12 protein-coding genes are annotated in these 14298 nt (G+C 36.9%); 7 read left to right on the top strand and 5 right to left on the bottom strand.

Features of this window, described 5'->3' with window-relative positions; genetic code table 11:
• Window positions 1-202: 202 nt before the first annotated feature.
• Genes GM418_RS11035 through GM418_RS11045 form a run of 3 tightly spaced genes read left to right on the top strand, consistent with a single transcriptional unit; the run spans window position 203 to window position 1793 of the window.
• Window positions 203-961, top strand: a complete 759-nt coding sequence (locus tag GM418_RS11035; protein WP_158866012.1) for a TIGR04255 family protein — start codon at window positions 203-205, stop codon at window positions 959-961.
• 17 nt (window positions 962-978) lie between these two features.
• The gene (locus GM418_RS11040; protein ID WP_158866014.1) at window positions 979-1176 is read left to right on the top strand and encodes a hypothetical protein; all 198 of its coding nucleotides are present in this window, start codon (window positions 979-981) and stop codon (window positions 1174-1176) included.
• 5 nt (window positions 1177-1181) lie between these two features.
• A complete protein-coding gene (locus GM418_RS11045) occupies window positions 1182-1793 on the top strand; it encodes a hypothetical protein (RefSeq protein WP_158866016.1) in 612 nt (203 codons plus the stop codon).
• A 3-nt stretch (window positions 1794-1796) separates the two neighbouring features.
• Here the strand turns inward: GM418_RS11045 and GM418_RS11050 are convergent, their stop codons facing one another.
• Window positions 1797-3050: a site-specific integrase gene (locus tag GM418_RS11050; protein ID WP_158866018.1), complete on the bottom strand. Its 1254-nt coding sequence runs from the start codon at window positions 3048-3050 to the stop codon at window positions 1797-1799.
• A 517-nt stretch (window positions 3051-3567) separates the two neighbouring features.
• On the opposite strand from GM418_RS11050, the gene GM418_RS11055 reads away from it, so the two are divergent.
• The 4 genes from GM418_RS11055 (at window position 3568) to GM418_RS11070 (ending at window position 10186) form a co-directional block, all read left to right on the top strand.
• Window positions 3568-5238, top strand: coding sequence for a capsule assembly Wzi family protein (locus GM418_RS11055; protein ID WP_158866020.1), 1671 nt, complete (start codon window positions 3568-3570; stop codon window positions 5236-5238).
• A gap of 594 nt (window positions 5239-5832) precedes the next feature.
• On the top strand, window positions 5833-6219 hold the full coding sequence (locus GM418_RS11060) for a hypothetical protein (protein ID WP_158866022.1): 387 nt from the start codon (window positions 5833-5835) through the stop codon (window positions 6217-6219).
• Between the two features lie 132 nt (window positions 6220-6351).
• Window positions 6352-7716, top strand: coding sequence for an NAD-dependent succinate-semialdehyde dehydrogenase (locus GM418_RS11065; protein ID WP_217447765.1), 1365 nt, complete (start codon window positions 6352-6354; stop codon window positions 7714-7716).
• Window positions 7717-7747: 31 nt separating this feature from the next.
• Entirely contained in the window at window positions 7748-10186 is a 2439-nt protein-coding gene (locus tag GM418_RS11070; protein ID WP_158866024.1) for a glycoside hydrolase family 2 TIM barrel-domain containing protein, read from the top strand.
• A gap of 22 nt (window positions 10187-10208) precedes the next feature.
• Here GM418_RS11070 and GM418_RS11075 read toward each other — a convergent pair whose 3' ends face one another.
• Genes GM418_RS11075 through hemN form a run of 4 tightly spaced genes read right to left on the bottom strand, consistent with a single transcriptional unit; the run spans window position 10209 to window position 14289 of the window.
• Window positions 10209-10517, bottom strand: a complete 309-nt coding sequence (locus tag GM418_RS11075; protein WP_158866026.1) for a hypothetical protein — start codon at window positions 10515-10517, stop codon at window positions 10209-10211.
• Window positions 10518-10527: 10 nt separating this feature from the next.
• Window positions 10528-11550 carry a ferrochelatase gene (gene hemH, locus GM418_RS11080; RefSeq protein WP_158866028.1) on the bottom strand — a complete coding sequence of 341 codons (1023 nt, stop codon included), beginning with the start codon at window positions 11548-11550 and terminating at the stop codon, window positions 10528-10530.
• Complete coding sequence (gene hemG / locus GM418_RS11085) at window positions 11547-12911, bottom strand: protoporphyrinogen oxidase (protein WP_158866030.1); 1365 nt, start codon at window positions 12909-12911, stop codon at window positions 11547-11549. The genes hemH and hemG overlap by 4 nt, the downstream gene beginning before the upstream one ends.
• Window position 12912: 1 nt before the next feature.
• The gene (gene hemN, locus GM418_RS11090) at window positions 12913-14289 is read right to left on the bottom strand and encodes an oxygen-independent coproporphyrinogen III oxidase (RefSeq protein ID WP_217447766.1); all 1377 of its coding nucleotides are present in this window, start codon (window positions 14287-14289) and stop codon (window positions 12913-12915) included.
• Window positions 14290-14298: the final 9 nt, after the last annotated feature.

The raw sequence follows: 14298 nt of genomic DNA on the forward strand, positions 1-14298 counted from the left end.
TTATAATTTTCATTGCGTCTATTAAGAATTGAGTGGGTGCCAGGTTTTTTCAATGTAAGCTGCAAAGAATTAAGATGAGGGTCTAAAATAAATTATATCTATAAATTATTAATTAATTTTAAAAAGACTTAAAAGAAGATTATATTTAAACTTCTTTCCATTTTTTTGGAATATTTTTGTTGATAAAAAGAACAATCAAATAATGAGTATCGAAGAAGTTTTCCCTAATCCACTAGTTAAAAGAGTGATCTTTCAAATAAGGTTTCCTAATTTATTTTATATCGAAGATAAAATTGGTGAATTCCAACTTAAAATAATGGAACAATTCCCCAAATCATCTATGATTTTTGAAAAACAAATTGTTTTTAACATTGGGTATGAATCAGAAATAAAAGACGAAGACAAGAAGAAACTTGATCAAGGCGCTAGAAAGGTTTGGAAATTTGAAAATGATGAAAAAGTTCAAGTAAATGTTTATTCAGATTCACTTTCAATAACATCAGAATCTCACAAAACTTATAACAATGATCATGCGGGTAATAAATTCAGAGATACTATTAATTTCGTAGTTGGAAGTTTTATTGAAATAGTGAAAATTCCAATTATTCTTAGAATAGGTTTTAGGTATATGGATGAATATCCAATGGGCGAGATGAACAATGAAATTTTTAGCCAGAGTTTCAATCCAGCATTTAATATAGATAGATTCGATGTGTCAAAAGCGTTAAACATAAATTTTCAAACAAATTTGATAGTAGGAGATAAATTTTTTAATTATGCAGAAAGGATAGAAAAAAAAGAAAACAATTGGCTCATTCATCTTGATTTTGATGCATTTGCGAAAAATATAAAAGCAGTAGATTACCTCGAAATAACTGACAAATTGCACGAAATTAACTCACAAGAATTTGAAACAGTTATTAAGGAACCAGTATACCAGTATATGCGTAATATTGATTAATAAAAACTAAACTAATCATGGATTTAATATTTACCGGAGACAACAAGCAGGAATACAATACAAAAGAAATTAATATAGATAAATACATAGTGTCTGTAATTGTGGATGATGATAATAGATTTATAGGAATTTCAAAAATTGAAATTAATAAAGCATTCATAAGCCATAAAACTAAATTAGGAGTTCATCAAGTTGAGGAATTCTATCAGGATTAAATAACATGTTTTACGAACTTGAAAATGTAGATCCAATATTAAGGTTCGGCGATGTTATTGAAGGATTTCAAATGTTAAAACCAAATTACAATAATTTCCCGACAGATAAGCTCAATTTTCAAATATCAGTTGAAAATTTCAAATATTTTATTGTAACCACACCTTGCTGTTCAATTGAAAAATCAAAACTTTCTGTTGCCGCGCTAAAAGAAATTAGACCAGCATTTTTAAAAAATGAATACTTTGCAGAAGATCTTACTCGGATTAACAGACTTGTTTCACCAGAAAATTCCGTCCCTAAGATTGCATGGGAGAAATTTCCTGAGGAAGAAAAACAAAAACGTATTGGCTGCGGCTTTTCCTATACTTTTCTAGACATATTTGTTTATGATTCCAATGATTTATTAGAAAATTATGAATTAAATTCCAAAGAAGGCAAAATTAACTGTGGCTACTACATGATTGATTTCAAAGATATTTTTGTCATAGAATCAGACCAAATACAGAGGAACAAAAAGATTCCAAAAATTCTTCAATTGTCTATTAAGTCTAGAGATGAATTGAGAACCAAATTAGCTACATACTTTAATAGAGTACCCGAAGAAGATGTAATATAAACTCTATAAACTTCCCCAGGTATTATCCATTTCTGTTTTTTTCATTTGGTCTGCCACCTCAATATATTTCCGGAGGGTTCGTTCTTCTTTTATCCCGGTAATTTCCATTACTGTTTGAGTTTTCATCCCCAAAAAAAGAGAAATTGTAATAAACGTTTTCCGGGCAACGTGAGCTGTTAAAACTTCGTGTTTTTTCTTCGGTTCTTGGCTAAACTGATTTCCCCTGTAGGAATCAATGATTACTTTCGATTTTATTTTTGCCTTTTTTGCAGCCTCTTTAATGTAGGTATTAAATTTTTGGTTGCTTATGGTAGGTAAAATAAAAACGGGCCTTTCTTCATATCGACTAATTATTTTTCTGGACCAATCGGTTAAAGGAATTGTAACCGGTTTTTTTACTTTTTTGGTTGTAATTACAATATTGTCGCCCTGGAGGTGCTCCCATCGCAACCGCTGTAAATCAGAATAACGTAATCCGGTGGTACATCCCAAACAAAAAATATCGCGTACTTTGCGAAGTTTCTCGTTTTCAAAATTATGGTTATACAAAGTTTTAAACTCCTCGATTGTGAGAGTTACCGGTGTAATATCTCTTTCGGGAGATCTGAATTCTTTTGGCAATTTACCGGAATAATATCCCCTGGCTTCGCACCAGTTCAGGAACATTTTCAAGTTTTTGATTCTCCTGGCAAATGTGTTGTTCGCTAAAGGTTCTTCCCGGTCAAAAGCAAATTGCCGTAAACTATCGAATAACTGCATATCCAGATTCTTGAATGTGATCCGGATGTTTTTTTCTTCCTGAAATTTATTGAAAAAATTGTAGGTGGTATTCCTGGCGCGGTAGGTATTATACTCATTGTTTTTCTGGGTAAAATCGAGCCATTCTTTAAAGGCTTCATCAAATTTAATTTCCGGTCGGTTTGGCGATTTCTTACCACTTACCGGATCTACACCTTTTAATATTTGCTTAATTGCCTGCTCTGTAACCGGGTGCTCATTTAACAAACAATAATCATTGTAACCTTTCATTAATTTTTCCAACTGATTTAAAGTCGCATTGATTTCTTTGTGCCGGTTGTCTGGTGCATTTTTATGATTTTTATTTAATCTTCTTTTCCCCGGGTTCCAGTCAGATTCCTTTACGCTGTCAATGGTTTTATAATATCGTTTCCCTTTATGAATTATTTTGGCCATTACAGGGACTTTTGCATCTTTATTTATAGCACCAGTGTTCAGATAAAAGATTATATTTGGCATAGTGAGGTAAAATTTTTCATGCTACTAAAATACAAAACTTGTATCCTTTTTGTATCCTATTTTGTAGAAAAATGGGGAATTCGACAAAAACCAAAAGAAAAATATACTATACAAGTAGCTGATATACAGAATATATATACAAATTAACCAAAACAAAGAAAATGTAGGTTAATTCCCGGTGGGACTACAAAAACTGACAAAGCGCGGCAACATAGTATGGCAGCGCTTTTTTGTATCTTAAATACCTTTATTTGCCCAGCCCCGATTAACTTAAATCCATTCTCAAAATCGGAGAGTTAATAGATTCCGGATAACCCGTAACATAAGGTTTTAATTTACTCTGCAAACCTTGTTCTCTTATCATTGTTCCATATTAACATATAGAATTATTGTAAAAGTCTTTGTGAAGCTGTAACTTGATTATCAATCGTGAAACATGATAAAACTTCACAAGGTCAAAAAAGAGAGACAAAGAATAAATTTTTATTAGCCATAATATTCAAAAAAACCGGAATAAATGATAAAAGTAATTTTATTGGTGCTTGGAATGTCAATACTGTTTTTTAACGGACAAGCTCAAAAAAATAATATTGAATCGGATTCTTTATTTTTAGAAAGTAGTAAATCAGGATTTTTACTAAATAATTCTTTCGCTTTAAATACCGATAACTACCGGCAAACTTCCGGTTCGCCTTCAAGAGTATTTACTGAACCAAAAACCAAAGAATTTAAGAACAGCTTTCCTCAGACGAATTTTGAAACCGGTCAGAAGAACAAAAATTACAGTGCTTTTCTAAGTGCGGGAGCATTTGGAACCACAAACGGAGTTGTTCCCTTTTGGATGCGTAGCATGCAATATGGGAGCATTCCGTCTGACGGCATTTCGGTTTCATTAATTGGAGGGGCTTTCAAAGACTACCAAGCTGACCCACGACAAAAGCTAATGGACTGGGGCGCAGGTTTTGAGGGGCGTTTCAATGCGGGCAACAATTCGGAATTTATTCTGATTGAAGCTTATGCCAAAGTCCGTTTAAGTATTTTTGAATTAAAAGGTGGCCGTTTTCGCGAGCAAATAGGTTTGGTTGACTCAACATTGTCTTCCGGTTCCTTTTCCTTGTCCGGCAATGCGCTGGGAGTACCTAAAATTGAAGCAGGAATAGCTAATTACTGGAATGTACCTTTAACCAAAGGAGTTATAGCAATAAAAGGAAATGTTGCTCATGGCTGGATGGGTACACAAAAACTAAATATGGATGGTGAAATTACGCCGATTCCGGAAAAAAATGCCTACTTGCATCAGTTAAGTGCTTATGGAAGAATTGGAAAGCCAAGCTGGAAAATTAACCTGTATGGAGGCATCAGCCATCTTGTAACCTGGGGACTTGAAAACGAACTACATCCTGATTGGGGTTTATCAACACTTGAAACATTCAAGTATGTCGCTATTGGAAAACCTTATGGAACAGACAACATTACAACCTCCAAAGTTGGAAACCATATCGGTACAATTGAGCAATCAATGGAATGGAAAATAAACAAAATATTATTTACAGGATACCATCAGTTTTTTTACGATGTGGGAGCTCTGGCCACATTGGCCAATGTTAAGGATGGCCTTTGGGGAGTAAGTCTAAAAAATCGTCAACCAAAACCGTCTGACTTTCAGTGGAATAAATTTTTATTCGAATTCATTTATTCAAAGAGTCAAGGAGGTGAAATAGACTCCAAACCGCGGTCGTCAGGTGCAGAAGACTATTACAACAATTTTGAATATTATAATGGATGGTCATTTAAAGGTGAAAACCTGGGTAGTCCTTTATTCACATCAAAAAAATATCTAAAAACCGGGTACCCAACAACCGGGCGACAGTATTTCCCAAACAACAGACTTGCTGGTTTTCACGGAGGTTCAGAATTTAAAATCAATAACTGGTATTGTAAAAGTCTGTTAACTTACACGATTAATTACGGAGCTTATACAACAAGCCCGGGGGAAAGAGGTATGGGAAGTACAATCAACTATTACAATCCCCCCTACTTTCCAAAACTTCATCAATTTTCTGCTTACTTTGAAAGCCAACGGGATTTAAACAATGGCTTTGAGCTTGGAATTCAACTGGCAATAGATCAGGGTAAACTGCTGTACAATTCTGTTGGCGCCGGAATCAGCCTGACAAAAAGATGGTAAAAGCATCAACTTGCGAATTGTTGACGTTCAAAAAGTCCAGTAGCATTAATCAATTTCAATATATTCAAGGGGTCACGGAATAATATTTCCTGATTTTCTATGATGTTGGAAATTAAACTCCTGTTAGCTTATCGGTAAACTCAATTCTGATGTATTCAACAACTTTTTTTAAAAGGTAAAAATGATTAACTTTCAAAAATCCTTTTTTGAAAGAGATATTAAGAAAGATTCTGATTTCCATTAAAAACTTATAAAAAAGCGGCATACGAGTTCAATTTGATTCAGAATTGCGCAAACCATTATGATGAGAATTGGACTGTACGCCGCTCTATGTCTTTGATTATTTGCGTCCAAAAAAGTACTTAAAGTCAGTTAGATGATTAAGTAATTTTGAGGATGAAGTTAATAATTATTTTTCAGATGTTGGTATATTGGAAACCAAGTTCCCGCATTTACCACCACAATATTAAATTCATTGGCAGAATTCTGATTCTCAATAGATTTTAACAATAAAAGCCTTACATTCGCCGGTTGTTTTTTGCTACCATCATTTTTCTTAATAAAGTACAAACCTCAATTTTTCTTAAAAATAGAATGAATGCAGTTTTTAAATATAAAATCGATCATGAATTAAAAATTAATTATGACATTATCCAGGGAGAAGTAGACCTTAACATGGTCATTCAACATGAGAAAACCAGGATTCAATCAGACAAGTTTAATGAGGATTACAACTCACTAATCGACATCAGAGGAGCTAACTTTATCAATTTTATGGAAAACGTTGGCAAATTTTGTGATTTTCTTAATGATTACACTAAACGAATTAATATGGAACGAAAATGCGCCATAGTAACTTCAACTCCACTGGAAGTGGTTAACTCAACTGTATTTTCACTTGGCCTTAAACAACGGGGGACAAGCTTAAAATTTGAAAGCTTCTCCTCAGAGGAAGCAGCCATAAAATGGCTCATTCGTTAAGTTTTTTGCAGCTTCAAGTTTTAATCATAATTATTATCCAATATTAGTTATAACCTCTGTTTCAAAAATCAATAAGGTTTCATCGCGCTGTATTTTTTTGTAATTTAGTTTTTTCGAAAAATAGCTGCAACAATGATGAAATCAGTAAATCCGGTAACCGGTGAATCCATTCAAACTTACGAAAGTTATTCCGAAAAAGGAGTTGAGAAAATTATCAATTCTGTAGATAAAACCTGGCACCACTGGCGAAGTACATCGTTTGTGCACAGGGGGCGGAGAATGCAGAATCTTTCCAGTCTTCTTAAGACAAAAAAAGAGGAACTGGCCCGTTTAATGGCACTTGAAATGGGCAAAGTTCTAAAAGAAGGAATTGCCGAAATTGAAAAATGTGCCTGGGTTTGTGATTATTATGCTCAAAATGCCGAAAGCTTTCTGGAAAATGAAGTTATAAAAACCGAAGCTTCAAAATCATATGTCTCTTATCAACCACTGGGAACTATATTAGCAGTAATGCCCTGGAATTTTCCTTTCTGGCAGGTGTTTCGTTTTTTGGCTCCCACATTAATGGCAGGCAACACGGCAGTTTTAAAACATGCGAGTAACGTGCCCGGATGCGCAATGGCCATTGAAGAATTGGTTCGCGATGCAGGATTCCCCGAAAATGTATTTCGCACAATACTGATTGGAAGTAACCAGGTGGAAAAAGTTATCAGACACCAGGCAATTAAAGGGGTTAGTTTAACCGGAAGTACGCCTGCCGGAAAAAGTGTAGCCGCCATTGCCGGGAGTGAGTTAAAAAAATGTGTACTGGAATTAGGGGGAAGTGATCCCTACCTGATATTAAAAGATGCAAACCTGGAAAAAGCCGCTAAAATATGCGCTTCCGGAAGACTATTAAATGCCGGACAAAGCTGTATTGGAGCAAAGCGGTTTATCGTTGTTGATGATGTTTATCCGGAATTCCTTGAACATTTTACACACGAAATGAACAATGCATATTTTGGCGACCCGACGGATTCCCATTCTACGATGGGCCCTCTTGCCCGCGTTGATTTAAGAGATGAATTGCACCAACAGGTGGTTAAATCTGTCAGTAAAGGAGCTGAGGTTATTCTGGGCGGAGAAATTCCTCACCGCAAAGGAGCATTTTATCCTCCAACTATCCTGGAAAATGTACAAGCCGGAATGCCTGCCTACGACGAAGAATTGTTTGGCCCCGTTGCTTCAGTAATCCGTGTAAAAGATGAAGAAGAAGCAATAAAAGTGGCCAACAATACTGTTTTTGGCCTTGGCGCAGCAATATTCACAAAAGATGCGAAAAAGGGCGAAACAATTGCAGAAACCCAACTGGAAGCAGGTTGTTGTTTTGTTAACGACTTCGTAAAATCAGATCCTCGTCTGCCATTCGGAGGCATAAAAGAAAGTGGTTTTGGCCGCGAACTTTCGGTACATGGTATTAAAGAATTTATGAATGCAAAAACCGTAGTCGTTAAATAAATTTGTCTCCAAAAAACTAAACCTAAATTCGATGAAACTATCTTTTTATTGTATAACTGCAATTCTGATTCTGCTTGTTTCCTGTTCAAAAGAGGAAAATGAAATCAACCGGGAAACGCCGTTTAACTGCGACTGGAAATTTATTCGTTCTGATGTTCAAAACGGACAAGCCATAAATTTCAACGATTCAGCCTGGCGCATCCTCGATCTTCCTCACGATTACAGCATTGAAGACCTTCCTGAAAACGAGGGAGTAAAACAAATGGGGCCATTTTCTGAAAAAAGTGCCGGCGGTGCTTCAACAGGACACGTTGTTGGAGAAAATGCCTGGTACCGGAAACATTTTACTTTAGATAAAAAGGATGAGGGCAAAATCATAAAAATACTTTTCGACGGTGTTTATATGAACGCCGATTTCTGGATAAACGGAAAACACCTTGGAAATCATCCTTATGGCTATACTGCTTTTTCATACGATTTAACCGACTTCCTGAATCCGGCAGGTGAAGATAATGTTCTTGCTGTTCAAATTAAAAATGAAGGTAAAAATTCACGTTGGTACAGCGGTTCGGGAATTTACAGAAATGTAAGCTTAATTAAAACCAATCCGGTCGATATTGATTTATGGGGTGTTTATGTTACAACGCCTGAAGTATCGAAAGAAAAGGCTTTTGTAAATGTGGAAACCGGAATTACAAACACAACACACAATACGGAAAACTATACAATCAGGACGCAGATTTTAAACCCGTTGGGCCTTATCTCCGCAGAATATAAAAAAGGAACTGATTTAAGTCCCGGAAAAAATACTGTTTTTCAAAATAAATTAGAAGTCCAAAATCCGCGCTTATGGTCGCCGGAAGAACCACAGCTTTATACACTGACTGTTCAACTTTTTAAGGGAAATAAACTGATTGATGAAACCAGACAAAAATTTGGGATCAGAACCATTGAGTTTTCTCCTGAAAAAGGATTCTTACTAAATGGGAACAGTGTTTTGTTAAAGGGAGGTTGTCTGCATCACGACAACGGCCCACTAGGTTCGGCAACTTTTAAAACAGCGGAATACCGCCGGATAAAAATCATGAAGGAAAATGGTTTTAATGCCATCCGTACAGCACACAATCCTCCCTCTCAAACTTTTTTGAGTGCCTGCGATGAAATAGGGATGCTGGTTATGGATGAAGCTTTTGACCAATGGCAACGTCCCAAAAATCCTGAGGATTACAACCTTTATTTTGACGATTGGTGGGAAAAAGATTTGGAATCCATGATTTTGCGCGACAGAAACCACCCCTCAATAATTATCTGGAGCATTGGAAATGAAATCAATGAACGGGCTGATTCTTCCGGTCTGGAGATAGCCAACAACCTGAAAGAAAAAATACTTCTTTTAGATAAAACCCGTCCGGTAACACAGGCAATCTGCCATTTCTGGGATCAGCCTGGGCGCGATTGGGAAGATACGGCGCCTGCTTTCTCGCAAATGGATGTACATGGATACAATTACCGTTGGAACGACTATGAATCAGACCACAAGAAATATCCGGAAAGAATTATGATTGGAACAGAATCATTTCCTCTGGAAGCGCTTGAAAACTGGCAAATGGTAGAAAAACATCCATATATAATTGGCGATTTTGTGTGGACCGGAATGGATTACCTTGGTGAATCCGGCATTGGACATACAAAGCTGGATAATTCCGACATTCAGTTTTTACCTCCCTGGCCGTGGTTTAATGCTTACTGCGGTGACATTAGCATTCTCGGCTATAAAAAACCACAAATGTATTTCCGCGATGTTGTTTGGCAAAACAGCGATTTGGAAATGATGGTTCATGCGCCTGTACCTGAAGGACGCAAAGAAATAGTAAGCAAATGGGGGTGGCCCGCGGAATGGAAAAGCTGGACCTGGCAAGGCAATGAAGACAAAGCCCTGCAGGTTTCTGTTTACTCACGCTGCGACCAGGTTCGGCTGGAACTAAACGGAAAAGAAATTGGTACAAAAAAGGTGTCGGAGGCGACAAAACTAACAGCAAGGTTTGAGGTTCCTTATACAGAAGGAGAGTTGACGGCCATTGGTATTAAAGCGGGAAAGGAAGTTGCACGACAAACTTTAAAAACTGCTGAAGAACCTTTTGCTGTAAAAATCACACCTGAACAAAATACGATTAATATCAACAAAAACGACTTAGCTTATTTTAATATTGAAGTGGTGGACAAAAACGGAATTCTTGTTCCAAATGCAGAAATTCCTGTTGATTTTGAAATACAAGGAAATGGAAAACTACAGGCAGTGGCAAACGGAAATCCGAAGGACATGAAAAGTTTCAGGCAGCCACAGGTGAAAAGTTTCCGCGGAAAATGCCAGCTGATACTTCGTTTGGAAAAAGAAGGTGGCGAAATCTCTGTTTCAGCAAAATCGGAGGGATTAAAAACGGGAAATGCAAGGGTTGGAGTGGTAATATAAATTCTGAATACCTGTCAAAAAACTATTCTTTTTGTTTCCGCCATGGTTTTAATTTGTATAGTTTTCTGCCGGCATACTGTCCGAGAAAAAAACTGCCCAAAAGAAAAGGAGCCAAACTCCAGGTTAAATGCAAATCATGAAATTTCCGGATTAAAATAACCAACGGAACCGGTGCGTGAATTGCTACAAACCACCAAAACGAAAGTTTGCGAAATCCGCCCCGAACATAACCAAAAGGTAAATTTATAATAAAAGTGGCGATACAGGTATAGGTTATGCGCCACTCGATGCTGAGCATATCGTTAAAAATATTAATGGCTGCAAAATGCATCAGAAAAATTTTAAGAGTTCAGTTGCGAAATAACCATCTCCGCAAGAATTTCCACCCATCGATCACCGGTATTTAAACTTTCCACCAATTGAACTTTATTCCCTCCTTTTTGCTTAAACTCCTCGCCATATTCCACACCAATTTCCAGAATGGTTTCCAAACAATCGGTAACAAACGAAGGCGCCAAAACCAATATATTCTTCTTCCCTTGCTCCAGTTTCTCCTGCAAAACAGCATCAGTAAAAGGAGTAAGCCAATTGTTTGACAACCTCGACTGAAAACTAACGGTGTAATCTGATTTTTTCAGGTTAAGTTTTGAAGCAATTAGTCGTGTAGTTTCGTAAGAAGTAGCGTGATAGCAAAACTTGCCATGTTCCGGAAGAGCATTTCTGCAGGAACAGTTTCCCACTTTAATTCCGGGGTGGCATTTCTCAACCTGGCGGTTAGGTAGGCCGTGATACGAAAAAATAATATGGTCAAAATCAGATAAATTATATTTTCGTGCTTGTTCAGCAAAAGCATCAACAAATTTCGGGTTGTCGTAGAACTGTCCAACCTCATATATTTCAGCCTGAATTCCCTGCTTTTTTATCTCCTTTTCAGCTGCAATCAAAGAAGTTTCAGTAGTCGACATCGCATGCTGCGGATAAAGCGGAACCAAAACAATTTTCTCAAAGCCTTTCTTTTTTATTTCTGAAAGTGCGTTTTTATAACCCGGATTTCCGTAACGCATTCCAACAAAAACTTCAAATAAACTTCCAAGTTTTGCCTGTAGTTTTTCTTTTAACTCCTCAGAATAATAAATTAACGGAGAACCTTTTTTTGTCCAAAGCTGCTTGTATAATCCCGTTGAATTTTTTACACGAAAAGGAATAATAATCCCATTCACCAAAAATTTTCTCAACAACCACGGAAGGTCGATTACCCGTTTATCATTTAAAAATTCAGTAAGATATTTCCGCACTGCTGGAACTGTTGGTTCATCGGGACTTCCAACATTCATCAATAAAACAGCTGTTTTTCCTTTTTTCATTTACTTTGACTGATTACCTGAGTTGCCAACATTTTTCCCTGTTTAATTCTGTCAGCCATTCCAATTCCGTCACGTATATTTCCCGCCAAAATCAATCCCGGATTCGTTTTTTCCAGCTGGTCGATTGCTTTTAGCTTTTGTTCCGATTCAATTCCATATTGCGGAATGGCATGCTGATAACGAAAAATTTTCAGCATATCAGGGTCAAACTGTTTCAAGCCCATCATTTCTATTATTTCCTTTTTCACGATATCAACAATTTGACCGTCATTCAGTTCAACCATTTCAGGTTTTCTTATACCTCCCAGAAATGTTGAAAGTAACGCTCCGTTCTGAGGCGCCCTGTTTTTTAAAAAAGAAGATAAAAAAAGCACTCCAAGCAAATCCCTGTTTTCTTTAAATGGTACTAACCCTCCAAATGATTTTAAATCAACTCCTTTCCACTCTTTAAAACCCAGTGAAACCTGAACTACTCGGGCGTACTCCAACTGATTTATCTGATTTATTTTTTCAATGTCGGCAAAGGGAAAAAGATGGCTTAATTCATAGGCACCAACCGTTGAGATTATGTTTGAAAATACTTCGTTTTGGTTGTTTACCTTGTATCCTTTTTCTGTTTTTTCAAAAGAAACAGAATCACAATTTAAGACGATGTTATCTTTTCCGATATTTTTCACCAACGCTTTTATCAGGTTTTCCAAACCTCCTTTTACTGAAAAAATTTCTTTTGTAGCTTTTTTTTCCCAATCGGTTTTGGGCTGACGAGCTTTTTTTACAGTGCCCCCGATAAAACTTCCGTAGTCCTGCTCCAATCGGTATAATTTAGGCAAAGCATATTTTGGAACCAGTTTCGCCGGATCGCCGGAATAAATTCCCAGGATAAACGGATCAACAGCATAATCAAGAAAGCTTCTTCCCATACGGCGAAGCACCAATTCTTTTAATGTTTCGTTCGGATTTGTTCCCCTTTTTCTGAAGGGTTCGCCCAATAACCGCAACTTGTCGGTAAATGTAAACAAAGGTGTTTTTATCCCGCCAATTAATCCTGAAGGAAGAGCTTCCCATTTACCGGATTTCCAGATCCACCGGGCTTTTGCTGCTTCATCTGCGATTTCCAGCTCACAGTCGCCGTTTAAATTTTCAAGTAATTCAGTTGCTTCAGGTTGTCCGAGAACACCTGTATTTGGTCCGGCTTCAAATGTAAAACCATTTTCGTTGTAGGTTTTGATAACACCTCCGGCGCGATCTGCTTTTTCAAAAACCTGAACACCGATGCCTGCTTTTTTTAAATAATAGGCGGTAGTTAATCCGGTTAATCCCGCGCCTACAACAGCTACTTTTTGAATTTTATTTTCGCTCATTTTACAACGATTTTGAAAATTTCTGCGCCGCATTCTTTAGATTGGGGTCAAAACTTGCAGCAATATTTCGAACAAAAAACCTTCCTGAATCAGTAACCGCAATTTCGTCCGGGTTGAAATTTAAAAGCCCGTCTTCCGCAAAATTATCTAAGTTACCTTCCTTAAGTTCAACAACATTTTTCAACTCATCTTCTGAAACTTCAAATTTTTGAGCGGCCTCTTTCCATGAAAGATAGTAATTACACATGATTTCGTTTATGACATGTTTTATTATCTTCTCCTTTTTACTCAGTTTATAGCCCTTTTCAATAAAAAAATTCCCACTTTCAATTTGTTCTACGTATTTGTTGGTGTCTTTTGCATTTTGTGCATAAGCGCTTTCCAACTGACTAATTCCTGTAGCTCCGAACGCATAAACCTGTCCGGTTGTTTCACGAGTGCAGTAGCCCTGAAAATTCCGGTGTAAAGTTCTGTTTTCAAGTGCAATATTTAACTCATCATCAGCTTTTGCATAATGATCGAGGCCGATGGGTTTATATCCATTTTGTGTTAGAATTTTATAAGCAGCCTCAAACATCGCCAATTTTTCATCGGCTTCAGGAAGTCCGCGAACTTCAAGTATTTTCTGTGCTTTTTTAATCCACGGTACGTGTGCATATGAAAATGTAACCAAACGATCGGGCGAAATTTTAACCGCCTGTTCTATTGTTTCTGAAAAAGATTTTACATCCTGATAGGGCAGACCATAAATAAAATCCAGATTTACGCCGATATCTCCGCGGCTGCGAATAAGTTGAACAAGCTCTTCAACCGGAATCTCAGAAGGATCCCGATTTACATTCTCAAGTACCTTCAGATTAAAATCCTGTATCCCCAAACTCATTCGGTTAAACCCACTTTTTACCAACGCATCAATATAGGCAGAATCGAGCATAGCGGGGTGACATTCCATTGCAATTTCGGGGTTTGGAATAAATGAAAAATTAGAGTGCAGCACACCCATAATTTCTTCCATCATTTCAACAGGCAACGAATTTGGTGTACCTCCCCCCCAATGTACCTGCGCCACTTTCCGGTTTGATGAAAGGTACTTTTTCACCATCAAAATCTCTTTTTTTAATGCTTCAACATACACCCGCATTTTATCTTTATCGCGTGTTAAATGTGTATTACATCCGCAGTAGTAACAAATTTTAGGGCAAAACGGAATGTGTATATAAATCGAAATATTTTCGGGCCATTCGTTATTTGAAAACTCAATTGCCCGGATATATTCCTTGTTATCAAATTCTGTTGAAAAGAAATTAGCCGGTGGATAACTGGTGTATCTCGGCACCGGCACATTATATTTATCTATCAGATTTTTCGGAATCTTCATTCGGTTTGT

Source organism: Maribellus comscasis (assembly GCF_009762775.1).
GTDB classification, from domain to species: Bacteria; Bacteroidota; Bacteroidia; order Bacteroidales; family Prolixibacteraceae; genus Draconibacterium; species Draconibacterium comscasis.